This is a genomic window from Cupriavidus sp. 10L43_2 (assembly GCF_056395265.1).
This window is the reverse complement of record NZ_JBFTJE010000004.1, coordinates 25,081-47,741: the sequence shown is the minus strand read 5'-3', so window position 1 is coordinate 47,741 and position 22,661 is coordinate 25,081. Positions and strand designations below refer to the sequence as shown.

General features: G+C 67.2%; 20 protein-coding genes. 11 read left to right on the top strand and 9 right to left on the bottom strand.

Annotation, left to right across the window (positions count from 1 at the left end):
* Positions 1 to 41: 41 nt before the first annotated feature.
* From AC1DEL_RS06960 to AC1DEL_RS06950, 3 genes are read left to right on the top strand one after another with little or no spacing between them, the layout of a single operon-like run.
* Positions 42 to 308 carry a type II toxin-antitoxin system Phd/YefM family antitoxin gene (locus tag AC1DEL_RS06960; protein ID WP_441592706.1) on the top strand — a complete coding sequence of 89 codons (267 nt, stop codon included), beginning with the start codon at positions 42 to 44 and terminating at the stop codon, positions 306 to 308.
* A complete protein-coding gene (locus AC1DEL_RS06955; RefSeq protein WP_477125628.1) occupies positions 305 to 694 on the top strand; it encodes a type II toxin-antitoxin system VapC family toxin in 390 nt (129 codons plus the stop codon). The genes AC1DEL_RS06960 and AC1DEL_RS06955 overlap by 4 nt, the downstream gene beginning before the upstream one ends.
* A 33-nt stretch (positions 695 to 727) precedes the next feature.
* The gene (locus AC1DEL_RS06950; protein ID WP_092295018.1) at positions 728 to 1,996 is read left to right on the top strand and encodes a serine hydrolase domain-containing protein; all 1,269 of its coding nucleotides are present in this window, start codon (positions 728 to 730) and stop codon (positions 1,994 to 1,996) included.
* Here the strand turns inward: AC1DEL_RS06950 and AC1DEL_RS06945 are convergent.
* Positions 1,993 to 3,015 carry a helix-turn-helix domain-containing protein gene (locus AC1DEL_RS06945; protein WP_477125627.1) on the bottom strand — a complete coding sequence of 341 codons (1,023 nt, stop codon included), beginning with the start codon at positions 3,013 to 3,015 and terminating at the stop codon, positions 1,993 to 1,995. The two genes, AC1DEL_RS06950 and AC1DEL_RS06945, sit on opposite strands and share 4 nt — an antisense overlap.
* Positions 3,016 to 3,148: 133 nt before the next feature.
* On the opposite strand from AC1DEL_RS06945, the gene AC1DEL_RS06940 reads away from it, so the two are divergent.
* The 6 genes from AC1DEL_RS06940 (at position 3,149) to AC1DEL_RS06915 (ending at position 12,005) form a co-directional block, all read left to right on the top strand.
* A complete protein-coding gene (locus AC1DEL_RS06940) occupies positions 3,149 to 5,554 on the top strand; it encodes an acylase (protein ID WP_092295022.1) in 2,406 nt (801 codons plus the stop codon).
* 150 nt (positions 5,555 to 5,704) lie between these two features.
* The gene (locus tag AC1DEL_RS06935; protein WP_092295024.1) at positions 5,705 to 6,313 is read left to right on the top strand and encodes a TetR/AcrR family transcriptional regulator; all 609 of its coding nucleotides are present in this window, start codon (positions 5,705 to 5,707) and stop codon (positions 6,311 to 6,313) included.
* Between the two features lie 116 nt (positions 6,314 to 6,429).
* Entirely contained in the window at positions 6,430 to 7,677 is a 1,248-nt protein-coding gene (locus AC1DEL_RS06930) for a YbfB/YjiJ family MFS transporter (RefSeq protein WP_441592703.1), read from the top strand.
* Positions 7,678 to 7,787: 110 nt separating this feature from the next.
* On the top strand, positions 7,788 to 8,903 hold the full coding sequence (locus AC1DEL_RS06925) for an NADH:flavin oxidoreductase/NADH oxidase (protein WP_441592702.1): 1,116 nt from the start codon (positions 7,788 to 7,790) through the stop codon (positions 8,901 to 8,903).
* Positions 8,904 to 9,064: 161 nt separating this feature from the next.
* Positions 9,065 to 11,656 (top strand): hypothetical protein, encoded by a 2,592-nt coding sequence (locus AC1DEL_RS06920; RefSeq protein WP_477110089.1) that lies wholly within the window; start codon positions 9,065 to 9,067, stop codon positions 11,654 to 11,656.
* 181 nt (positions 11,657 to 11,837) lie between these two features.
* Positions 11,838 to 12,005, top strand: coding sequence for a hypothetical protein (locus AC1DEL_RS06915; RefSeq protein WP_177219923.1), 168 nt, complete (start codon positions 11,838 to 11,840; stop codon positions 12,003 to 12,005).
* Between the two features lie 40 nt (positions 12,006 to 12,045).
* On the opposite strand, the gene AC1DEL_RS06910 is transcribed toward AC1DEL_RS06915, so the two are convergent.
* The 3 genes from AC1DEL_RS06910 to AC1DEL_RS06900 form a co-directional block, all read right to left on the bottom strand.
* Positions 12,046 to 13,500 carry an aldehyde dehydrogenase family protein gene (locus tag AC1DEL_RS06910; protein ID WP_477125626.1) on the bottom strand — a complete coding sequence of 485 codons (1,455 nt, stop codon included), beginning with the start codon at positions 13,498 to 13,500 and terminating at the stop codon, positions 12,046 to 12,048.
* Between the two features lie 167 nt (positions 13,501 to 13,667).
* The gene (locus AC1DEL_RS06905) at positions 13,668 to 15,476 is read right to left on the bottom strand and encodes an ATP-binding response regulator (RefSeq protein ID WP_477125625.1); all 1,809 of its coding nucleotides are present in this window, start codon (positions 15,474 to 15,476) and stop codon (positions 13,668 to 13,670) included.
* An 18-nt stretch (positions 15,477 to 15,494) separates the two neighbouring features.
* Positions 15,495 to 16,157, bottom strand: coding sequence for a response regulator transcription factor (locus AC1DEL_RS06900; RefSeq protein WP_092295038.1), 663 nt, complete (start codon positions 16,155 to 16,157; stop codon positions 15,495 to 15,497).
* A gap of 358 nt (positions 16,158 to 16,515) precedes the next feature.
* Here AC1DEL_RS06900 and AC1DEL_RS06895 point away from each other — a divergent pair, with 358 nt between their 5' ends.
* Positions 16,516 to 16,692, top strand: coding sequence for a hypothetical protein (locus AC1DEL_RS06895; RefSeq protein WP_477125624.1), 177 nt, complete (start codon positions 16,516 to 16,518; stop codon positions 16,690 to 16,692).
* A gap of 60 nt (positions 16,693 to 16,752) precedes the next feature.
* On the opposite strand, the gene AC1DEL_RS06890 is transcribed toward AC1DEL_RS06895, so the two are convergent.
* Entirely contained in the window at positions 16,753 to 17,775 is a 1,023-nt protein-coding gene (locus tag AC1DEL_RS06890) for a class I fructose-bisphosphate aldolase (RefSeq protein WP_477125623.1), read from the bottom strand.
* Between the two features lie 198 nt (positions 17,776 to 17,973).
* Between AC1DEL_RS06890 and AC1DEL_RS06885 the strand changes: the two genes are divergently transcribed.
* On the top strand, positions 17,974 to 18,354 hold the full coding sequence (locus AC1DEL_RS06885; RefSeq protein WP_092295119.1) for a hypothetical protein: 381 nt from the start codon (positions 17,974 to 17,976) through the stop codon (positions 18,352 to 18,354).
* Positions 18,355 to 18,393: 39 nt separating this feature from the next.
* On the opposite strand, the gene AC1DEL_RS06880 is transcribed toward AC1DEL_RS06885, so the two are convergent.
* The 4 genes from AC1DEL_RS06880 to pepE form a co-directional block, all read right to left on the bottom strand.
* Positions 18,394 to 19,620 (bottom strand): MFS transporter, encoded by a 1,227-nt coding sequence (locus AC1DEL_RS06880; RefSeq protein ID WP_477125622.1) that lies wholly within the window; start codon positions 19,618 to 19,620, stop codon positions 18,394 to 18,396.
* 18 nt (positions 19,621 to 19,638) lie between these two features.
* Positions 19,639 to 20,847: a chromate transporter gene (locus AC1DEL_RS06875; protein ID WP_092295044.1), complete on the bottom strand. Its 1,209-nt coding sequence runs from the start codon at positions 20,845 to 20,847 to the stop codon at positions 19,639 to 19,641.
* 48 nt (positions 20,848 to 20,895) lie between these two features.
* A complete protein-coding gene (locus AC1DEL_RS06870; RefSeq protein ID WP_477125621.1) occupies positions 20,896 to 21,864 on the bottom strand; it encodes a chromate resistance protein ChrB domain-containing protein in 969 nt (322 codons plus the stop codon).
* Between the two features lie 78 nt (positions 21,865 to 21,942).
* On the bottom strand, positions 21,943 to 22,635 hold the full coding sequence (gene pepE, locus AC1DEL_RS06865; RefSeq protein ID WP_441592696.1) for a dipeptidase PepE: 693 nt from the start codon (positions 22,633 to 22,635) through the stop codon (positions 21,943 to 21,945).
* Positions 22,636 to 22,661 lie beyond the last annotated feature (26 nt).

Sequence of the window (22,661 nt, the reverse complement as noted above, 5' to 3'; positions counted from 1 at the left end):
GATGGGCTATACTTAGCTAAGAAGATTAGCTAGGATAAAAAATGCCAACCATCAACATGCATGAGGCCAAGAGTCAGTTGTCCAGGCTGGTGGATGCGGTCGAGTCCGGCCTGGAGACCGAAGTCATCATTGCCCGCAATGGGAAGCCGGCCGCGAGGCTGGTGCCGATATCGGCTTCGGTGGATGTGTCCAGGCGCATCGGCGGCGGCAGGGCGTTGTTCGGGGCGGTGATGGACGACACGACGCTGGCCAAGTTCAACGAAGTGGACGAGGACGTTGCCGCGCTGTTCTATGGGGAGCGTGAATGAGGCTGCTGCTGGATACGCACATCGCCTTGTGGGCGGCCTTCGATGCCCCCCAATTGCCGCCAGCCGCCGCCGAGTTGATCGCCAATCCCATCAACGACATCTTTGTGTCCACGGCCAGCCTGTGGGAGATTGGGATCAAGTCGTCCATCGGCAAGCTCGAACTCACGGCTACGCAAGCCTCGACTGTGTTCGACATGTGTGGATACCGCTCCCTGGACCTGACCAAGCTGCATGCGCGCACGCTTGACGGACTCGCGCTGAATCCGAACCACAAGGATCCGTTCGACCGCATGCTGGTGGCACAGTCCCTGTCAGAAGGCATGACGCTGCTGACGGCGGATGCCAAGATGTCCGGCTACCATCCGGTGCTGGTCCGCATTGTGTGATCATCGCGATAAAAACAACCAGGAGATTCGGCGATGCAAGACAAGACGGTGCAAGGTATGTCCCGGGCCCGGCTGGAGCGGGTCGAGCAGTTCCTCGATACCAACTACGTATCCAGCGGCAAGCTGCCCGGCGCGCTGGTCCAGGTGTGGCGGCGCGGCGAAGTCGTGCTGAATTCCGTGCTGGGCGTGGCCGACCGCGAGCGGCAGACGCCGCTGGCCGAGGATTCGATCTTCCGCATCTACTCGATGACGAAGCCGATCACCTCGGTGGCGATCATGATGCTGGTGGAGGAGTGCAAGATCGCCCTCGATGATCCTGTCAGCAAGTACATCCCGTCCTGGGAGAACCTCGGCGTTTATGCGGGCGGCTATATGGATAGCTTCCAGACCCGGCCGGCCAAGCGCCAGATGCTGGTGGTGGACCTGCTGCGCCATACGTCCGGCCTGACCTACGGCTTCCAGCAGAACAGCAATGTCGATGCCGCCTACCGCAAGCTGAAGATTGCCGACCGGACCACCGAGGGCACGACGCTGGACGACATGGTCGAGCAGTTGTCGAAGCTGCCGCTGGAGTTCTCGCCCGGCGAGGCGTGGAACTACTCGGTTTCCACCGACGTGCTGGGCTATCTGGTCGGCAAGGTCAGTGGCATGCCGTTCGAGAGCTTCGTCAAGCAGCGCATCCTCGATCCACTGGGCATGGTGGACACCGCGTTCCACGTGCCGGAAGACAAGGTCTCGCGCTTCAGCGCCTGCTATGCCGTGGGCGTGCTTGGCTCCAAAGTGGTGTCCCAGGACCGTCCGACACTGCAGGACGACCCGCGCACCAGCCCGTACCTGAAGCCGCCCACGCTGGTTTCCGGCGGCGGCGGGCTCGTTTCCACGGCCGCCGACTACCTGCGCTTTTCGCGCATGCTGCTGCAAGGCGGTGAACTCGATGGGGTGCGCCTGCTCGGCCCCAAGACGCTGGCGCTGATGACCGCCAACCATCTGCCGGGCGGGCAGGACATCCCGCGCCTGTCGCGCTCGATGTTCAGCGAGGCCACCTACGATGGGGTGGGCTTCGGTCTCGGCTTCGCCACCACGGTCACGCCGGCGAGCACGCTGATGCCGGGCAGTGCGGGCGACTTCTTCTGGGGCGGCGCCGCCAGTACCTTCTTCTGGGTCGATCCCCAGGAAGACCTGATCGGCGTGTTCCTGACGCAACTGCTGCCGTCGTCCGCGTTCCCCGTGCGGCGCCAGTTGCGGACGCTGGTCTATAGCGCGATCACCGAGCCCGGCCCCGCAGCACGTGGCAGGGGCTAAGCCGCCCCCGCGCGCAACTCGGCCCGCACCGAGTGCGCGCGCCGGTGCGCCCCGGGCGGCAGGCCGGTGTGCTTGCGCACCACGGAGCGGAACGCTGACATATCCTGATAGCCGCACTGCTCGGCAATCGCCGTCAGGCTCAGCGTGGTCACCTCCAGCAGATGGCAGGCGCGTTCCGCGCGCAGCTTGTGCAGGAACTGCAGCGGCGACATCCCCACCGATTTCATGAAATGCCGCAGCAGCGTGCGCTCGCTGGTGGCGGCCACCGCTGCCAGCCGCGCCAGGTCGTAGGGATCGGCCAGATGCTGTTGCAGGTGCCGGCGGGCGCGTAGCACCACGCTTTCTCGGGGCGCGTCGCCAGCGCGGAGCCATATCTTCAGCGCCGCGCCGCGCTCGGGCTGGTCCAGCAGGGTATTGCCGACGGTGCGGGCCAGCGCGTCGCCGGCCATGCGCCCCACGGCCCGCTGCATCAGCACGTGGATCTGCTCCATCGCGCGCGCGCTGAGCAGGTTGCCGCTCTCCACGATGGCCTGATCGGCCGGCAGCCGCCGCGCCGGCTCCCCGGCGCGCATCCAGTTCCCGATCAGCCACGGCACGGCCAGCCGCCACGGCTTGGGCAGTGTCAGGCCGACCAGCAGCGCCACCGCCGTGAATGGCGCCACCAGCAGCGCGCCGTTGGTCGCCGCCGCCGCGATGGCCGCGCGCTCGGCATCGATCTTTGATAGCAGCAGTTCCAGCCCGGCGATATGGTCGAACAGCGGCGGGCCGATCACGACCATGCTGTCGCTGTCGGCCTGCGCGAGGGCGTCCAGCCCGACCACCTCGGCCCGCATGACCTCGGCGGCGGCGCGCCAGCGATCGGGCTCGGCTGCTGCGATCCGCCACTGGAAGGGCGTGGCGTGGCCGCGCCGCCGTGGCTGCATGGAGGCGAGCGTGTTCGCGATCATCAGCGTATCGGCCGCCACGGCCAGCGTGGAGACCGCCACGGCGGGATAGCAGATCAGATAGACGATGGTCATCGGAGCGGGGGCGGCGCCGCATGGCGGCATTGCCACCAATTCTGGCGAGATTCCCCCTACCTGTCATGCCCCGATTTACCCGACCATTGGCCACGCGGCACCCAGAACAATCACAAGAGACGGAGAGAGACAGATGAAGCATCGCATTGCGCGAGGCGCGATCGCGCTCGCCACGCTGGCCCTGGCAGCCACCGCGCTGACCGGCTGCGCCACCAGCGGGGGATATGGCAGCGAGCAGGGCCTGAGCGCGGAAATCCGGCGCACGTCGTACGGCATTCCGCACATCCGTGCCAACGACTACGCCGGCGTGGCGTTCGGCATGGCCTACGCCTATGCGCAGGAAAACGTCTGCCTGATGGCCGACCAGCTTGTTACGGTCAGCGGCGAGCGCTCGGCCGTGTTCGGCCCGGACCAGACCACCGAGGTCTCGTTCAAGCGCATGCGCAACACTGACGCAGACGCGTTCTTCCGCGCGATTCTGGACGACGACGCCCTGCAGGCCGGCATGGCCACGCAGTCGCCCGAGGCGCGCGAACTGCTGCGCGGCTACATCGCCGGCTACAACCGCTATCTGCGCGATACCCCGCCGGCGCAGCGCCCCGCCGCCTGCCGCAATGCCGCGTGGGTGCGGCCCATCACCGCGCTGGACATGGCGCGGCTGGCCGAGGAAAAGAGCATTCAGGCCAGCGCCGGCGCCCTCGCGGCCGGCATCCTGGCCGCTGCGCCGCCTGCCGCCGGCAAGGCTGCTGCGGCGCTGTCGGACAAGATCGATGTCGCGTCGATCGACGTCGACGCCGTCAACCGTGACCTCCAGCTGCTCGATCCGCCCATCGGCAGCAACGGCTGGGCCTTCGGCAAGGCCGCCACGGTCAACGGGCGCGGCCTGCTGCTCGGCAATCCGCACTTCCCGTGGACCACCACCAACCGCTTTTTCGAAGCCCACCTGACCGTCCCGGGCAAGCTGGACGTGATGGGCGCGTCCATCGCCTCGTTCCCCATCATCAGCATCGGCTTCAACAAGGACGTGGCGTGGACCCACACGGTGTCCACCGCGCGCCGTTTCACGCTGTTCGAACTGAAGCTGGCCGAGGGCGACCCGACGACCTACCTGATCGACGGCAAGCCGCACAAGATGACCACGAAGACGGTGCGCTACGACGTGCGCCAGCCTGACGGCACGCTGGCGGCGCGTACGCACACGATCTACCTGACCGAGTACGGCCCCGTGGTGGCGATGCCGGCTGCCGGCCTGCCGTGGACCGCCCAGCGCGCCTACACGCTGCGCGACGCCAACCGCAATAACATGCGCGCCATCGACACCTGGCTGGATATCGCCCGCGCCGGCAATGTGGGCGATGTGCGCCAGGCCATCGGCAACCTCGGCATCCCTTGGGTCAACACGATCGCCACGGACCGCCATGGCCGTGCGCTGTTCGCCGATGTCTCGGTCACGCCGAACGTCTCGACGGCGATGCTCGGCCAGTGTGCGCCGGCCGGCGAGGGCGCCGCGCTGGCGAAGAAGCTGCTCGTGGGCACCGGCATGGTGTTGCTGGACGGCTCACGCGCCGCGTGCAACTGGACCGTGGACGCCGCCTCGCCGGTGCCGGGCCTTGTGCCGCCATCGGCCATGCCGGTGCTGGAGCGCGACGACTTCGTGGCCAATAGCAACGACAGCTCCTGGCTGACCAACCCGGCGCAGAAGCTGGAGGGCTTCTCGCCGGTGCTCGGCCCGCAGGGCGTGCCACAGCGGCTGCGCACACGCGTGGGCCTGATGGAGATCGGCAAGCGGCTGTCGGGCGTGGATGGCCTGCCCGGCAATCGTTTCGATGTGCCGAGCCTGCAAGCCGTGCTGTTCCGTGACCGCAACCTGGCGGCCGAAATCGTACTGGACGACCTGTTGCGCGCCTGTGCCGGCAAGGCGGCGCAGGCCGATGCGGATCTGCGCGATGGGTGCGCGGCGCTGGGCCAGTGGGACCGCCGCAGCAACGTGGAGAGCCGCGCGGCGCCGCTGTTCCGCGAGTTCTGGATGCGCGCGCACACCATCCCCAACGTCTACGCCGTGGCGTTCAATGCGGCGGACCCGGTCAACACGCCGCGCGGCCTGCGCATGCAGGACGGCACGGTGGGCCCGGCGGTGTTCAAGGCGCTCAAGGACGCGGTCGGGGCCATGCGCACGGCTGGATTTGCGCTCGATGCGCCACTTGGGGACGTCCAGGCGGCGATTTCCCCGGCGGGCCGCATCGCGCTCCACGGCGGCGAGGAGTACGAGGGCGTGCTGAACAAGCTGACCAGCCAGCCGGTGTCGGCGCAGGGCCTGCACGTCTATTTCGGCACCAGCTATGTCCAGACGGTGGGGTTCGATGACCAAGGGCCGGTGGCGCAGGCGCTGCTCGTCTACGGCCAGTCGGTCGATCCCAACTCGCCGCACGCCTGGGACCAGATGCGGCAGTTCTCGGCCAAACGCTGGATTTCGCTGCCGTTCACGGAACAGGCGATTGCGGCGGACCCGCAACTCACCGTGGTGAAACTGAGTCAATAAGAGGGCTCTGCGTCACCCCGATTCCCAAAGACACCGCCCGGTTCCCCGCCGGGCGGTTTGTTTTTTGTGGCGACGCAGCATCCGACCTTGCGTTTTGTATCGATCGCTCTATAATCCGTTTCATATCGATCGATACAAAACGGAATCGTCATGGCAAGACCCCGGCAATTCGACGCAGCGGCTGCGCTGGCCGCCGCCCAGAACACCTTCCTGGACAAGGGCTACCAGGCCACGTCCACGCGCGAGCTGACGCAGGCCATGGGCCTGACCCAGCCCAGCCTCTACAACGCGTTTGGCGACAAGCGCTCGCTGTTCCTGCTGGCGCTGGACGACTACCTGAACAAGTCGCTGCGTGCCCGCATCGCGCGCGCGGAAGCGAACCATCCGCCGGCGGAGGCCATTTCGGCGTTCTTCGCCGAGAGCGTGGAGCGCGCACTGGCGGACCCGCAGCATCGCGGCTGCATGCTGATCAATGCTTCCCTGGATGCCTCGTCCGACGACCCCGCGCTGCGCGAGGTGGTAGCCGAGGAACTGGACGATCTCCGCGCGTTCTTCGAACGTTCCGTGCGCGCCGCGCAGACCGCCGGCACGCTGGATGCCGACTTCGTCCCCGAGGACGTGGCCGCCAACCTGCTGGCCGTGCAGGTGGGCCTGCGCGTGCTGTCGCGCGTGATGCCCGAGCGCCCGCTGCTCGAGGCGATGGTGCGGCAGGCGCTGTCCATGCTGGGTCTGCCGTCCACGTCCCCGCCATCGTGTTGATGCCGATCCGCTGATCCGCTGAGGGCCCCCGGCCCGCCTCGCATTCCCCCTGATCCATTCGCCAACGTGCTGCCGGCGCAGCGCGGGGGCGGCGTTCGTCCCCAAGGAGTTCCGTCATGTCTCAAGATGCCGCTACGGCACCAACACCCACCGCGATCCGGCCCTCCGCGGACGGGGCGCTCGATGCCCGGGCCCTCTATGCCGCGCTGGCCGGCCTCTGCGCGAGCCTCGTCGCCATCGGCCTCGCACGCTTTGCCTACACGCCGCTGATTCCCCCGCTGATCCACGCGCACTGGTTCACGGCCGCCGATACGGTCACGCTCAGCGCCGCCAATTTCGCGGGCTACTTCGCCGGCGCGCTGTTTGGCCGGCCGATCGCCGCGCGGCTGTCCAACCGCCATGCGCTGCGCTGGCTGATGGTGGCGGCCACGGCGGCGTTCTTTGCCTGCGCGTTCCCGCTCTCGGTGAGTTGGTTCTTCTTCTGGCGCTTCCTGTCCGGGCTGTCCGGCGGCGCCATCATGGTGCTCGTGGCGACGGCCATCCTGCCCCATATCGCCCCGGCGCGGCGCGGTTTCGTCAGCGGCATGATCTTTCTCGGCCTGGGGCTGGGCATCGCGGCATCCGGCACACTGGTGCCGGCGCTGCTGACGCTGGGCCTGCGCGAGACGTGGCTCGGCCTTGGCGCGCTGTCGCTGGTGCTGACGGCGCTGAGCTGGTTCGGCTGGCCGACCACCGATGCGCCGGCCGGCACGCCGGCCTCGCCCGCCGGGCACCCCGAAATTGGTGCAGCGCTCCGCGCCGAGCGGCCCACGCTGCGGCTGCTGAGCCTGCAATACGCGGCCAATGCGCTGGGGCTGGTGCCGGCGATGGTGTTGCTGGTGGACTACGTGGCGCGCGGGCTGGGGCAGGGCGCCAACGTGGGCGCCGGCTACTGGGTGCTCTACGGCGTGGCAGCCATCGCCGGGCCGCTGGTCTCCGGCTTCATGGGTGACCGCATGGGCTTCCGCAATGCCTACCGGCTGGCGCTGGCGCTCCAGGCCCTGGCTGTGGCGGCGCTGGCGCTGTGGGACGGCCCCGTGGCGATCGTGGCGGCCACCATCGTGCTCGGCGCGTTCACGCCCGGCGTGGTGCCGTTGATGCTCGGCCGCGTGCACGACGCGCTGCCGCACGACCCCAGCGCGCAGCGCGCCGCCTGGAGCCGCGTGACCAGCGCCTTCGCGCTGTTCCAGGTGCTGGCCGGCTACGGCTACTCCTACCTGTTCGCGCACACGCACGAGAACTACGCGCTGATCTTTGCCTGCGGCGCGGTGGCCTTCGTGATTGCGCTGGGGGCGGATCTGGCGCTGCGGGGACGGGTGCGATAAGGGTCGGCGGCGCTGTAGGGGCGTTGCGAGCAAGGTTTTCCGCGCGCCACTACAATCGCCAAACATCGTGACACCCGCCTACGCCTGAAGGCCTCCGAAGGAACCTGTTCATGTCCCAACTTTTCACGCCCTACAAGATCGGCAATCTCGAACTTGCCAACCGCATCGCGATTGCGCCGATGTGCCAGTACTCGGCCGACGAGGGCTCGGCCACCGACTGGCACATGATTCACCTGGGCCACATGGCGCTGTCCGGCGCCGGGCTGCTGATCGTCGAGGCCACGGCGGTGTCGCCCGAGGGCCGCATCTCGCCGGACGACCTCGGCCTGTACGGCGATGCCAACGAGGCCGCGCTGGGCCGCGTGCTGGACGCGGTGCGCAAGTACTCGCCCATCGCCGTGAGCGTGCAGCTCGCGCATGCGGGCCGCAAGGCGTCGAGCCAGGCACCTTGGGAGGGCGGCGCGCAGATCCGCCCGGACCAGCCGCGCGGCTGGCAGACCCTGGCGCCCTCGGCAGTGCCGCATGGCGCGGACGAAGTGCCGCCCGTGGCGCTGGACAAGGCCGGCATGCGCAAGATTCGTGACGACTTCGTCGCGGCGGCCAAGCGCGCTGCGCGGCTTGGCATCGACGGTATCGAGGTGCACGGCGCGCACGGCTACCTGCTGCACCAGTTCCTGTCTCCGCTGGCCAACCATCGCACCGACGAGTACGGCGGCAGCCTGGAGAACCGCATGCGCTTCCCGCTGGAAGTGTTCGATGCCGTGCGCGAGGCGTTTCCGGCCGAGCGGCCCGTGTGGATGCGCGTCTCCGCCACGGACTGGGTGCCGAACGGCTGGGACATCGACGGCACGCTGGCGCTGTCCCACGCGCTCAAGGCGCGCGGGTGCGCGGCGGTGCATGTGAGCACGGGCGGCGTGTCCCCGCAGCAGGCCATCAAGCTCGGACCGGGCTACCAGGTGCCGTACGCGCAGCGCGTGAAGGCCGAGGTGGGCCTGCCGACACTGGCCGTGGGCCTGATCACGGAACCCGAGCAGGCCGAATCCATCGTCGCCAACCACGAGGCCGATGTCATCTCGATTGCGCGCGCCATGCTCTACGACCCGCGCTGGCCGTGGCATGCCGCCGCCAAGCTCGGCGCCAGCGTGGACGCCCCGAAGCAGTACTGGCGCTCCCAGCCGCGCGGGCTCGAGAAGCTGTTCCGCGACGCGCATTTCGGCCAGCGCTGAGTCCCTGACTTCCCCTTGTCCGGCCTTTCCCGGCGCGCCTGATCCATCTGATGCATCCGGCGCGCATCGCCAATCCATTCTCCGATCCTGCCTTGCCGCCTAACCTGCGCTGACGCTGGCGCACGGGGCGCCGCGCTGACGAACATGCGGAGGCAGGGATCATGGCAGTGCTTTACGACATCAAGGTGGAGAGCGGGGCGTCGCAGTGGTATGGCGTGATCTCGGTCACGAATATCCGCTACGCCGATGGCAGCGCGGTCCGGGTCAACGACTTCCTCGGCATGGGGTTCCATTCCCCGGCATCGGTGCAGCCCACCGACTTCAATCCGCAGTTCTGGATGTGGACGCCGACCACGGCGGAGACCACGAATGACCAGATCGACAGCCAGACCTGGGACGTCACCGCCAAGCTCATTTTCGAACTGGGGCACACGTTTGCCGCCCAGGACAAGATCAATATCGGCATCAATGGCGACCTGACCGGCCCCGACGCGGCCGACTACCTGTCGTCGTTCGCGCTGGCTGCGGATACGCTGCCGGATACCAACGGCATCGTCAGCGTGCAGGTCAACTCGGCGCCCGATGAGCGGCTGTACTCGTCCGCCCAGACCCTGTACTTCACGCAGGGCACCCAAGTCCATGTGGAGACAGTGGCGCCGGGCACGACCACGCCGCTGGCGCTGCCGGCCGGCACGTATTCGATTACCGCCAGCCCGCTGTCGAACCATGCCGGCACGGTCGTGTCCACTGCCCATGTGCAGCCGTCGACCGTCACGGTCACGCCCGGCAGCAATGCAGTCATCATGGTCGTCTACGACCCGGCGAAGTACACCGCGGCGCTCGATGTGTCGATTGGCGATATTCCCGTGCTGGCGGACGAACTGCTCGACGTCACGGTGGTGTCCCGCAACAGCCAGGACCCGCTCGCCGCGTTCTCGAGCCCGCCCGGGCATCTCACGCAACTGCACGGGCTGCCGCTGGTCGGCGTGGTCGACATCAGCGTGGCGAGCATCGCGGTGAACAACGTTCGCCACACGTTCCCGTCCCAGCACCGTTCGCTCGATACCAAGCTCCAGTTCGTTGCGTTCACGGCCGCCGACATGCATTCCACGGCGGTCAGCACCGCCGGCTTCGTGACGCTGCCGGTCGTCATCACCTCGGACGTGACCGTCAATGCGCCGCTGGACGTGCGCCTGGTGGCGCCGAACATGAGCTATCACCAGACCTTCCACCTCGTGGCGGGCACGCATAGCTACAACCTCGCCGTGCCGGTGCAGCCGCAGACGTACGCCGTGGAGGTGTCGGACTTCATCTACGACGGCGTGGTGTACAACACGCAGACCGCGGACTACCTCGTCGTGCTGTCCACGGGCAAGGCGCAGCTGCATATCGACGTCTCGCAGGGCGCGAACCTCAAGGTGCGCGGCTTCCCGGATTTCCTGAGCTTCGGCGGCTGCGCCGACCTGACGCCGGGCAATGCGGTGGACTTCGTCGCGGCGCGCGCGTCATCGGTGTTCAAGTACGCGGGCTTCGATGGGGCCGGCGATCCCGGCCAATACCTGACCGACGACGCCCAGACCACGCGCACCATCCTGCTCGCGCGCGATGTGGAGCAGCAGATTGGCGGCGGCCACAAGGTGCTGCCGGTGATGGTGTCCTATACCTGCAACCTGTCGCTCGGCGACACGCCCACGCAGCTCGCCAACACGCAGGGGCTGGCTCACAGCTTCGGCAACCTCATCCTGTCGCTGAACCTGGCGAAGGCCCACACCGATGTCGACCATCCGGTGCCGTGCGGCTTCGTGGTCAACCCGGACTTCCTCGGCGCCTGCCAGCAGGGCGGATTCGCGCCGGACTACGCCATGCCGGTGCGCGAGCCGCTGCGGCAGGCCCTGGCCCACTGGAAGGTGGTCGCCACGATTCCGCAGAACATCGAAGAGAACATCCGGGGCTATGTGGCGGCCGTGAACTGGCTGATCCGCACCGTGGCGCCGGCGGTCACCTTCGGCTGGCAGGTCAACCTGTGGGGGGTGGGGGCGTCCGAGTGGATCTACGCATCCGACGACTCACCGGTCCGCAACGGTCGGGTCACCGCCGCGTATGTGCGGGCGCTGAAGGTCCACGAGGGGCCGTACGCGCCGGACTTCCTCGCCGTGGACCGCTACGAGGCCGACGACTTCACCATCCGCGCCTACGCCAACGGCTATTGCTACTGGGTGCACGAGTGGAAGCGCTTCTTCGACTTCTGCGCCGAACTGAGCCGCGATCTCAAGGTGCCGATCATGCCGTGGCAGGTGCCGGCCAGCCATGCGCCGCTGGTCACGGACCCGGTCAACGACAACTTCGACACGCAGAACTGGGGCACGGGCGGCACGTACATCCTCGGCGATCCGGCCATCGGCAGCGATTACCACAACATCAATCCGAAGATCATCGCCCTGCAGTTCCCGGATGCCTTCCACTGGGCGATGGGCACGAGCGCCGAGGACATGTTCGAGCGCTCGATACCGTTCGACGTCAGCGCCCCGGCCTATGGCGACTTCCCGTATCGCGGCATCTTCACGCTGCTGCTGGGCGGCGGCGCCACCACGGGCATCATCTCGACGGTGGGCGATGACACCTCCTTCGTGCGTGACAAGCTCAACGCGTACATGGACCATCCGATCCCGTTCGGCAACGACGCCGCGTCGCTGGGCACGCCCCGTCCGCAGCGCCGGCTGCGGCGGCGCGGATTGGTGCGATGCGGCAAATAAGGCACGCGCCATAGGCGATGAGCCAGGCGCGGCAGGAGCAGGGATTTCCATGATTGTCACGACCCGGTGAAGTGACGACCATGGGCCTCAATAGATTGCGTTGGGCAGTACCGCGGGCGCCCCGATTCGAGCCAGCCCGCCATCACAGAAGTAGTCGAAGAACGAACTCTGGGAGACATCCATGCAAGTCTATGACGGCCTTGTTTTTGCCTGCGCCATGATGCTGATCTGCGCGTACACGTATCTGGGCGTGCAGTCGCAGAGCCTGGCGCTCAAGTACGGCTCCCCGGCCATCGTCGGCGTGCTGACGATCGCCTACGCGCTGCTGCCGATGCGGATGGTCGGCTGACCGAACCTCCGCATCCCATCCTCCTCCGTTCTGGCTGACGCTAGCGTAGCGACAGCCAGATCGCCTTTGGTTCCGTGAAGTTCTCGATGGCGGCATCGCCGTGCTCGCGCCCCAGGCCCGAGTCGCCCGACCCGCCCCACGGCAGCCTCACGTCCGTATAGCCATAGGTGTTGATCCACACGGTGCCCGCGCGCAGCTCGCCGGCCACCTTGTGCACGCGCGCGATGTCCGCGCTCCACACCCCGGCCGCGAGGCTGAAGGCGGTGCCGTTGGCGATGCGCACCGCGTCCGCCTCATCGTCGAACGGGATCACGCTGGCCACCGGGCCGAAGATTTCCTCCTGCGAGATGCGCATCTCGTGCTCGACGTTGGCGAACACGGTGGGCGCCACGTAGAAGCCGCGCTCGCCGATGCGCGCGCCGCCGGTGACCGCGCTCGCGCCTTCCTTCTTGCCGATCTCCACGTAGTCCAGCACGGTCTTCATCTGCGCCGCCGAGACCACCGGGCCCATGGTCGTGCCGGGCTCGGCCGGGTCGCCCACGCGGATCGCGCGGGCGCGCGCGGCCATCCGCTCGACCACTTCGTCGTAGACCTGCCGCTGCGCCAGGATGCGCGAGCCCGCCGAGCAGACCTGGCCCGCGTTGAAGAAGATGCCGGAGGCCGCCGCGCGCGTGGCGGCGTCCAGGTCGGCATCGGCAAAAATCACATTGGCGGACTTGCCGCCCAGCTCCAGCGTCACGCGCTTGAAGTTGGCCGCCGCGCCCTGCATGATGCCGCGCCCCACGCCCGGCGAGCCCGTGAAGGTCACCTTGTCGACGCCCGGGTGCGCCACCAGCGCGTTGCCGACCACGCTGCCCTTGCCCGTGACGATATTGAACACGCCCGGCGGCACGCCAGCCTCCAGCGCCAGCTCGGCCACGCGCAGCGCGGAGAGCGGGGTGATTTCGGCCGGCTTCACCACCAGCGTGCAGCCGCATGCCAGCGCCGGGGCAATCTTCCACATGCCGATCATCAGCGGGAAATTCCACGGCACGATGGCGGCCACCACGCCCACCGGCTCGCGCACGGTGTAGGTCAGCGCGTCGTTGCGGGCGGGAATCACCTGGCCGTTGATCTTGTCGCACCAGCCGGCGTAGTAGCGCACGGTGTCGATGGCGGCCGGCACGTCCTGGCGCCGCACGCCGGCCAGCGGCTTGCCGCAGTCCTGGCTTTCCAGCTGCACCAGTTCCTCGGCGTGGGCTTCCAGCAGGTCGGCGAAGCGGTAGAGAATGCGCCCGCGCTCGGCGGCGCGCATGCGGTTCCAGACCTTCAGCGCGGCGCGCGCGGCCTGCACGGCGCGGTCCACGTCGGCGGCATTGCCCTGCGCCACGCGGGCGATGGGCGTTTCGTTGGCCGGATTGATGTCAGTGGAGTATTCGCTACTTCCGGGCGGCGCGCGCTGGCCGTCGATCAGCAGATCATGGGTCGGCAGGTCGCCGGATGGGGACAAAGGCATGGAAGGCTCCTCGCTGCTGGGTCATTGTTGGGGATGACGTGCGCATTGGCCGGACGAGCTGCGGTGCCGGGCCCGCTTCTGCCTTGCAGTGTGGTGGGCGTGCTGATCTAAGTCCAATTAATAGGACTGATTCATTCATGCTTTTAATGCATGAATGGGGGTGGGGCTTATTGTTCCGCCCGCGAGCATTCACCCTGGTCGATTTCCACCCAGTGGGACTCGCGCAGCAGGGTGCTGATGGCCGCGTGGAGTTCGCCCGGCACCACGGGTTTGTGGAGCAGGGCGGTGCCGCCGGCATGGGCATGCCGCAGGCGGTCAGCGGCGGTGTCGCCGGTGATGATGATGGCCGGCAGCGCACGGCCCACGCGCTCGCGGATGGCCGCCATGGCTTCCTGCCCGGTGCGATGGCCGCGCAGGCGGTAATCGGCCAGGATCAGGTCCGGGGTGAAGGCGTCCAGCGTGGCCAGCGCCTCTTCCTCGCTCTCGGCGGTGCGGCACTGGCAGTGCCAGACCGCCAGCAGCCCGGCCATGGCCTCGCGGATGGCCGGGTCGTCGTCGATCACCAGCACGCGCAGCCCGTCCAACCGCATCGCGGCGCGCGGATGGGCGACTTCCTCGGGCGCGGTCCAGGCCAGCGGCAGCCGTAGCCGGAACACCGAGCCACGCTCGGGCGCGGAGGCCAGCGTCACGCGCGTCTGCATCGTGCGCGCTAGTCCTTCAACGATGGCCAGCCCGAGGCCCAGCCCCTTGCGCTGGTCGCGCTCAGGATTCCCGAGCTGGTGGAACTCGCGGAAGATGTCCTGGTGCTGCGCGGCCGGAATGCCGATGCCGGTGTCCCAGACCTCCACCGACACATGGAAGCGGCGCGTGCGGCAGGCCACCAGCACGCCGCCCGTGCGCGTGTAGCGGATGGCGTTCGCAATCAGGTTGCGCAGGATCAGTTCCACCAGCGTCGGGTCGCCGAACAGCGTGGCGGTGGTGTCGCGCGTGCGGTAGACCAGCCCGCGCGCGTTGGCTTGCGGCGCGAACTCGTTCTCGAGCTTGTACAGCAGCGGCTGCAGACGGAACGGCCGCGGCCGGGGCGTGATCACGCCCGCTTCGAGCTTCGAGAAATCGAGCAGCGTGTTCAGCATCTCGCGGGCCGCGCCGGAGGAAGCCTCGATATGGGCCAGCAGCTGGCGCTGGTGGTCATCGAGCCGCGTGCGGCCCAGCGAGACCACGAACAGCCCCAGCGCGTGCAAAGGCTGGCGCAGGTCGTGGCTGGCGGAGGCCAGGAACACCGACTTCGCCCGGTTGGCTTCCTCGGCCCCGCGCTGGGCGTGGCCGGCGCGCGCGGTCTGGTCGCGCAACTGCGAAATGAGTTCGACGTTTTCGAAGCGCAGGGCGATGGCATGCCGCGCCACGCGCGCGTAGTTGCGCGCGAAAATCATCAGCACGACCAGATAGAGCGGCGTGCCGAGGAACATCGGCAGGTAGGCGATATCGCCCGTGGCCAGGAAGACCATCCAGACCGGCACGATCGACGGGATGAAGAAGCCCACCGCCACCGGCAGGCAGGCCGAGAACACCGCGAGCGCCGCTGCACTCATGCCGGCGATCAGCGACAGCACGCAGATCACCACGGCCGGGGAGCGGATATCGAGATAGAGCCAGGCCACCAGCCCCCACAGGCTGCCGATCAGCACCAGCATCACGGTCATGAGCCGCGCGTAGCGGCCCGAGCCGGATTCGGTGAGCCGGTTCGGTACCGCCAGCCGGCCGAAATAGGCCGCCGCGCAGGCGATGGCCATTGCCGCCGCCCAGGGCAGCGCGCCCGGGTGCCCGCCGGTGATGGTCAGCCCGCTGGCCAATATCAGCGCGGCCAGCGCGCAGCCGAGCATGGCGATGCCAAAACTCTGGTCGATCAACTCCATCTGCGCCGTCAGCAGGCGCGGCTCGTCGTAGCGCGGGAGCAGGCCGAATGGAGTCGATGTCATGCGGATGGCGGCGGGCAGTCAGCGTTGCGCCTGCACCAGCCCGCGGCGCTGGGCCTCGAGGATGGCTTCCACGCGGCTGACCACGCCAAGGTGGCCGAGAATGGCCGCCACGTGCACGCGCACGGTGTTCTCGGACAGCCCCAGGTGATAGGCGATGACCTTGTTCGACCGCCCCAGGTTGAGCTGCCCCAGCACCTCCAACTGGCGCGGCGTGAGCTGGCTCGGCGCATAGTGCGCCGCCTGCGGGGCGCCATTCAGCCCATTCAGGCCATCAAGGCAGCCGCCGTTGCCATCCGTGGCGAAATGCGTGCCGCCGCTCAGGCAGCAGGCAATCGCTTCCTCGATCTCGCGCGCATCGGCGGACTTCGGGAGGAATCCGGCAATGTCCTTGCGCGCCTCGGCTGATATGGCGTCCAGCCCGGAGGTGCCCGAGACGATCAGGAATTTCGCCGTCTGAAAGTGACGCTTAAGTACCTTTACGCCCTCGATCCCGTTCAGGCCCGGCATCTGGATGTCGAGCAGGACGATGTCCACCGGCTTCTCGCCATGCTGCGCCACGGCCTCCATCACCGAACCGGCCTCGATGATCGTATCCACGCTCGGACTGTCCGCCAGCAACAGCTTGAGCCCCGTGCGAAACAGGGTGTGGTCATCGATCAGCAGGAGGCGGGCACGGGGCATGGAACGGCGGGGGGCGGGGGAGGAGACGATTGGACTCGATTCCGGCCAGCTTGTCCATGCGGGGCGTTGCGCAGACGCCCGGCTAGTCCGGAAAGATTATTGGCACTCGCGTGCCGGGGTGCGAGGATCGCCACGTGGACGAATTCCGCGACTTGTCCATACCACTTTGGATACCCACTCCCTCCCGGCAGTGGGTATTTTTTTGGGCTTTTGCTTGTCGACGGTGTGCGGGGCCGGGCTTACGCCGGCAGCAGTCCCGCCGTACGCCTGTGTTACCGATTCCGGCACACAAGCAGGCGTCTCGACATTCCTCATCAATGGCCAAACCGTGGACGCTACCTATCTGCAGGGAGCAACCGTGCCCCTGAACCTGACCGGCCTTCCGGGATTGTCGATTCGGTTCGGTTCAAGCCACGACGGCATGCCGATCAACGTTCAATTGGTATCCAGTTGGCAGGCCGAGTCGACGATTCTTCATCTCGCCGGCCTGCTGGAAAGGGCGAGCCAATTCCACGGTCTTCGCCCATCCCTCTGAACGAACGAGACGCCGCTCGGATGCCGACGTCCCACGTGGCGCACTGAGCGTGTGGCAGGCTCAGCCTGTGGCATCCTCGAGCGCCGCCTGGTATTGGCCCAGGCAGGCCATGCCGTTCAGGCGGGAGCGTTGCAAAAGGGCCCGTTGTGCGAGCGCCGCGTTGCCTGCCTCGCCTCTCCACGCCAGCAGCGCCGGTTCCTGCAAGGCGCGCCCGTACGAAAACGACAGCCGCCAGGGCAGCGGGGCGAGTCGGTTCATCGCATCGAGATTGGCGGTGGCTTCAGAGGGTGTCTGGCCGCCGGACAGGAAGAAAACGCCCGGCACCGCCGCCGGCACCGTGCGCCTGAGTATCTGCACGGTATGCATGGCCACGTCGGCCGCTGCAGCAAGCCCGCACGCCTTGCCGGGCAGCACCATGCTCGGCTTCAGCAGCATGTGCTCGAGCACCACCCTGTGCCGGTGCAAGGCGTGGAAGACTTCGTGCAGCACGGCCTCGGACACCTCGGCGCAACGCGCCATGGTGTGCGCGCCGTCCATCAGCACCTCGGGCTCGACGATCGGCACCACGCCCGCTTCCTGGCAGGTCGCGGCATAGCGCGCCAGCGCTTCCGCGTTCGCTGTGATGGCGAGCCGGCCCGGGAGTGTGTCCGAGATGTTGTACACCGCGCGCCACTTAGCGAAGCGCGCGCCCTGCTGGCGATAGCCCGCGAGCCGCTTCGCCAGCCCATCGAGGCCCTCGGTGATCTCGTCCCCGGGTGCGTGGGCGAGCGCCAGCTTGCCCTTGTCCACCTTGACGCCCGGCACGATGCCCTGGCGCGCCGCCATCTCCGGTAACGGTGTGCCATCGTCGGCGCGCTGGCCCAGCGTTTCCTCGTACAGGATCACGCCACTGATGAATTCGCCGAGCCCCGGCGTGGACAAGAGCAGGCTGCGCCACGCGCGGCGCGTCTCCTCGCTTGATGGGACACCGATGTGCTCGAACCGCTTGGCAATCGTTGGCCCGCTCTCGTCGGCGGCCAGAAGGCCTTTGCCGGCCTGAACCAGCGCATCCATGGTGCTTTGCAATTCGCTTTTTGTATCCATGATGTGCTCCGGGACGCGTGGCATGAGCCCCCACGGCATGGGGTTGTGCTCTTCAGGCGCCTATAAATGTAGGAGACGGCCACGTGTTTGTGAACGATTCACGGAATCCATCTGGCCGGTGGTTGCCGTCAACGGTCAGTCGCCAGAAGCGCCATGTCCTTCCTCACACTGGTCTTCCATGGACGAGCCCGGTTCGCCATGACGGGTGTTCACATTCTTTTGGCGACGTTCGGGTTGGCTGCCTGCGTGTCGACTGGCGTCGATGTGAAGCAGGAACAGTTGTCGTACTTCATGATCGGCTTCTCCACGCTCGACGACGTTACCGGGCAGCTCGGAAATCCGACCTGGCGGGCATCCCTAAGTAGCGGCTCGACGGTCCTGATCTATTCGTTTGCCAGCTCCAGGCCACATCCCGAGAGCTTTCTGCCGTTCATTGGCCCGCTGTTCTCAGGCGGCGAGATTCGGTCGGTGATGGTCCTTTTCGAATTCGACCAAAACGGCGTCCTCCGGAGTCACGGGAGGACGACATCCAGTAGCGTTTCAGGATGGAGCGTATTGCCGCCCGGCACCCTGCCGTGACGTGGTGCGCTCATGGCGATATTCAACGCCGTGTTCCCATCAATTCAGGGTGCCAACACGCCGGAAGGCGACCAGCATGGCAAGGTCATAGCCGATTTTCAACACACCACAAGCCAGCAATGGCGCTCCAGCCCACCCCATTGCCATGAGCCCACCGGCCAGCACTGGGCCGATCGCGGCAGCCAGGCTGCGCGGCACCGCCGTCAGGCTTGCTGCCGCCGTCCGCTCGGCGGGGGTGACCACCGCCATCACGAATGCCGTCCGTGTTGGTACATCCATTTGAGACAGCGCGCTGCGCGCCAGCAGCAACAGTAACGTCAAGCTCAACGACGGTGCGAACGCGGCGGCAATCAGGAACGCGCTGGAAGGGATATGCGTGAACACCATGGTGTTCAGTAGCCCGATCCTTCGGGCCAGTGGCACAGCGGCGAGCTGGGAAGCCGTGGTAAGCAGCCCGGCCCAGAAGAAGAACTGGCCCGCCGCACCCGGGGACATCCCGAAACGCTGCATCAGCCAAAGCGACAGCAAGGCATTGACGACCAGGCCGCCCGCAAACGCATCGACACTGAACAGCATCGCGAGCCGGATGACGATCTGGCGCGATGGCCCCAACGGCGCGGCCGTCGACATCGACTGCGGATGGGGTTCGGGCAACCTCGCGTAGAGCACCCAGAGCGCCATGCCCGCCAAGGCGTAGACGAGGAACATCAGGCGCATGCCGTCCAGGAAGGACAGGCCGGTATGCCTGCCAAGCCAACCAGGTATCGCTGCGGCCAACGCTCCGAACGCCGCGGAGAGGGAACCCGCAAGTCCGTAGCGCGCGAACAATGCCGTGCGCGCGTCAGGTGTCGCGGCCTCGGCCAGCCGCGCCTGCTCCAGCGGCAGGAACACGCTGACATCCCCCGAGCTCGGGTTCAGCGTGCCGATAAAGGCAACGATCAAGAGCGGCCAGAGCGATGACAGACCCGCAAAGGCCGCCCCGGTGCCGGCCATCAGGGCGGCCGCCAGTATCAGCAGACGGCGCTGCGGAAAGCGGTTCCCGACGAGTCCGACCAGAATGGTCGTCATCGCGGAGCCAATCAGCGTGACGCTGCTGATCAGTCCCACGGCGAGTGGGTCGAAGCCCAGGGCCAGCAGGTACGCGGGCAGCAGTACAGCCACGAATCCATCGCAGAAACCGCGCAACGCCCGCCCGGCGAGCAGCGGCATCACGCCTGCGTCGGTGCCGGGTGGAAAGGCAAGGTCGGAAAGCAATGCGCGAATCATTTGCTGTGCCGCAACACGTCAGTGATGGAGCAACGGATAGGCCACCAGGCCAATCAAGGCCGCAGCCGCGACGATCATGGGTTCGGACAGCTTCTTGAACCTGATCAGCAAGGCGACGGTAAGGAGCGCCAGGAGCGCGGTCGGGATATCGACAATCGAGCGCTTGGCCAGGACGATCACCGCCCCGGTGATGGCGCCGATGGCCGCCGCGGTGACGCCGTCGACGAACGCCAGGATGGCCGGCAGCTTCCCGTACTTCTTGAAGTAAGGCGCCGGCAGGACGGTGAACAGGTAGCAAGGCAGGAACGTCGCCGCGGCCGCCACGCAGGCACCAGGCAGGCCCGCAACAAGGTAGCCAATGAAGCCGACGGTGATGACAACCGGGCCGGGCGTAATCATGGCGACCGCCACGGCGTCGACAAATTGCTTGTCGTTCAGCCAGTGATGTTCGGTCACCACGCCGCCATAGAGGAAGGGCACGATGGCAAGCCCGGAGCCGAAGACGAATGCACCGGCCTTGGCAAAGAACACACCGATCTGCGAGAGCAGCGGCCAATCCACGGTACTCAGCATGCCGCTTGCGGCCGGTAATGGGGCTGCCGCGATCGCATTCAGCCTGCCTTGCCGCAGCCACTTTGGCGGTGCGCGCCAGAACCAGACCAGCACCCCGGCCGCGAGGAACAGCCACGCGACCTCCGATTCGGTGATGACCGTGACCGCCACGAGCACCAGATAGATGAACCACAGCAGCTTGTCTTTGCCTACGCTCTTCCTGGTCAGCTTGTAGGCGCTGATCGCGATGATGCCGATCACCGCCGCGCCCACGCCGTAGAACACCGACTGCATCCAGGTGAGACCGCCGAAGCGTACATAGGCCCAGCCGAGCGCCAGCACCATCAGGAATGAAGGCAGCACGAAGGCGACGCCGACGAGTGTGGCCCCGAGGATGCGGTAGTGCACGTATCCGAGGTAGATCGCGAGTTGGGCGGCAAGCGGGCCCGGCGCCAGTTGCGCGAGGGCAAGGCCTTCCTTGTAGTCGGCATCGGTAATCCACTGCCGCGCATCGACCAGATCCCGGTGCATATAGCCCGCAAGCGCCACCGGTCCCCCGAAGCCCAAGGTGCCAAGCCGCAGGAAGTACATCACCAGTTGCCGCAGCGTGTAACCGGGGCGTTCGTGCGCAGAAGGGCCGGAAGGGGCGGAAGCAGGCGGCTGGGGTGAGTTCATCTTGGCTTGCGTGGAGAGCGGTCCGGCAGTCTGGCAGCAGGCAACGACCTAGCGTTTGCGCGCGCTGGAAAAGTGCGCATAGAGCGAGTCGAGGACATTCCCTACCTCCTCCAGTAGCGCATCGTCATCGGGCAGGCGCTCGCGTGCGCCTGCCAGTACCGCTTCAAAACCACTGGCCTCCGCAACGGGTGTCCCGCCGATGTCCAGTACGTGAACCATCTGGCCCACGCGCGCCAGTCCCTTGTTCTCGTCGAGCCCGAAGCTGGCGAGCAGCACCTCGAAGGAGACCCGGTCGCCGACATGGGTGAATGTCGCACCATCGAAGTCGAACCCCAGCGCCTCCTTTGGGCATTGGCGAACGTCCTCCAGCCAGAGGAAGTTGGCGTGGGGATCGATAAAGCGCCGGATCAGCCAGGCACAGGCAACGCGGTCCACCCAGAGGTGCCGGCGCGTTGCCCAGCGTCGGCCTTGGTATTGGCTTGGGTCGCGTCTCGGAATGCTGCCCGCCATGCCCTGTGGTTCGCCCGGCGACAGCATGATGTCGATGGCCGCATTGAAATCGCGCCACTGTGCTTCGGCGCGGGCCGAGGCCTCATTCGGGAAGAAGTCGATCTTGCGGATCGCTTCGAATCCACGGCCGTACCGGCGAGCCATGCGTAGGAGGCTTGCTTCGTCCGTTTCCGCCAACGTCGCACGGGCGCGGGAGAGTTCGGCCATCCAGTCGGCGTATTCGGGAGTCCGATCGAACAACGCGCGGTACTCGGCATCTTGCTGTGTGTCGCTGGCCTGCACGGAAAGCGTCCAGACCTTGCCATCCTCGCTGGTCGCGTCTGTGGCCAGGGCTTGCAACGGGTCTCGCAAGCCTGCGACGTCGGGCACGACATAGACGCCATCGCGTAATGCCGCCGCGCCCAACGCCTTGATGCCGCGCCAGAATCGCATGCGAGCGGTGGCGGCCGAGGTGGGCAGGCTGACAACCAGCACCACCCAGGGGGAAGCGAATTGAAGAGCAGTCATGCGCCCAGCTTAATGGGTCGTAGGCCCTGCTTCAATGCTGTAGAGATCTCTACAGCCCAATGGTCGCCGCTTATGAAGTCAAGGCGCTGCCAATGGCCCCGCCGCCACATCCCAAGTCCGATCCCCCAAAAACCATCGCGCCGCATGCGGGCCGTGCAAGGTGTGGCGATTACCCGACACGCGGACCCAGTTGCCTTCGGGCAGGCCGAGGACGGGGGTGTCGGGTGAGAGGGTGGTGAACTCGGCCAGGCGCTGGTCGCGGGTTTCGCCACGGAAGCCGGGGATCACGAGGTTGTAGTAGTGCGGGTTGAGCTGGAACGGGATCAGGCCGAGGGCGTCGAGGCCGCCCGGGTCTACCACGGGCATGTCGTTGGTTGTGCGGATGCTGGGCGTGGCGAGGTTGGAGCCGGCACTCCAGCCGATATAGCGCGCGGCGCCGGCGCGCACGCGGGCGGCCATCGGGGCCAGCAGCGCCTGCTGGCGCAGTACCTGGAGCAGCCGGAAGGTATTGCCGCCGCCCACCACGATCAGCGTGGCCGCGTTGACTGCCGCCAGCGGGTCCGCCTCGGCGTGCAGGCCGCGCACGGTGATGCCGATGGGCGCCAGCGCCTCGCGGACCTGTTCGGTGTAGGCGTCCCAGTCACGCGTGACCCCGGCGTAGGGGACGAACAGCGCGTCGGTACGGCCATCGGCCAGTTCCGTGATGGCTGCGTGCGCGTGCACGAGGTAGCCGTCGTCGGAGGTGGAATTGCTCAGCAGCAGGAGATCCATGTCGAAGCAGGTCGTCGTGTTCCGTT

What these genes read in the sequence shown, in the direction of transcription:
- AC1DEL_RS06960 (WP_441592706.1), top strand. Translation starts at nt 42, where the DNA reads ATGCCAACCATCAACATGCATGAGGCCAAGAGTCAGTTGTCCAGGCTG.
- AC1DEL_RS06955 (WP_477125628.1), top strand. Translation starts at nt 305, where the DNA reads ATGAGGCTGCTGCTGGATACGCACATCGCCTTGTGGGCGGCCTTCGAT.
- AC1DEL_RS06950 (WP_092295018.1), top strand. Translation starts at nt 728, where the DNA reads ATGCAAGACAAGACGGTGCAAGGTATGTCCCGGGCCCGGCTGGAGCGG.
- AC1DEL_RS06945 (WP_477125627.1), bottom strand. Translation starts at nt 3,015, where the DNA reads ATGACCATCGTCTATCTGATCTGCTATCCCGCCGTGGCGGTCTCCACG.
- AC1DEL_RS06940 (WP_092295022.1), top strand. Translation starts at nt 3,149, where the DNA reads ATGAAGCATCGCATTGCGCGAGGCGCGATCGCGCTCGCCACGCTGGCC.
- AC1DEL_RS06935 (WP_092295024.1), top strand. Translation starts at nt 5,705, where the DNA reads ATGGCAAGACCCCGGCAATTCGACGCAGCGGCTGCGCTGGCCGCCGCC.
- AC1DEL_RS06930 (WP_441592703.1), top strand. Translation starts at nt 6,430, where the DNA reads ATGTCTCAAGATGCCGCTACGGCACCAACACCCACCGCGATCCGGCCC.
- AC1DEL_RS06925 (WP_441592702.1), top strand. Translation starts at nt 7,788, where the DNA reads ATGTCCCAACTTTTCACGCCCTACAAGATCGGCAATCTCGAACTTGCC.
- AC1DEL_RS06920 (WP_477110089.1), top strand. Translation starts at nt 9,065, where the DNA reads ATGGCAGTGCTTTACGACATCAAGGTGGAGAGCGGGGCGTCGCAGTGG.
- AC1DEL_RS06915 (WP_177219923.1), top strand. Translation starts at nt 11,838, where the DNA reads ATGCAAGTCTATGACGGCCTTGTTTTTGCCTGCGCCATGATGCTGATC.
- AC1DEL_RS06910 (WP_477125626.1), bottom strand. Translation starts at nt 13,500, where the DNA reads ATGCCTTTGTCCCCATCCGGCGACCTGCCGACCCATGATCTGCTGATC.
- AC1DEL_RS06905 (WP_477125625.1), bottom strand. Translation starts at nt 15,476, where the DNA reads ATGACATCGACTCCATTCGGCCTGCTCCCGCGCTACGACGAGCCGCGC.
- AC1DEL_RS06900 (WP_092295038.1), bottom strand. Translation starts at nt 16,157, where the DNA reads ATGCCCCGTGCCCGCCTCCTGCTGATCGATGACCACACCCTGTTTCGC.
- AC1DEL_RS06890 (WP_477125623.1), bottom strand. Translation starts at nt 17,775, where the DNA reads ATGGATACAAAAAGCGAATTGCAAAGCACCATGGATGCGCTGGTTCAG.
- AC1DEL_RS06885 (WP_092295119.1), top strand. Translation starts at nt 17,974, where the DNA reads ATGACGGGTGTTCACATTCTTTTGGCGACGTTCGGGTTGGCTGCCTGC.
- AC1DEL_RS06880 (WP_477125622.1), bottom strand. Translation starts at nt 19,620, where the DNA reads ATGATTCGCGCATTGCTTTCCGACCTTGCCTTTCCACCCGGCACCGAC.
- AC1DEL_RS06875 (WP_092295044.1), bottom strand. Translation starts at nt 20,847, where the DNA reads ATGAACTCACCCCAGCCGCCTGCTTCCGCCCCTTCCGGCCCTTCTGCG.
- AC1DEL_RS06870 (WP_477125621.1), bottom strand. Translation starts at nt 21,864, where the DNA reads ATGACTGCTCTTCAATTCGCTTCCCCCTGGGTGGTGCTGGTTGTCAGC.
- pepE (WP_441592696.1), bottom strand. Translation starts at nt 22,635, where the DNA reads ATGGATCTCCTGCTGCTGAGCAATTCCACCTCCGACGACGGCTACCTC.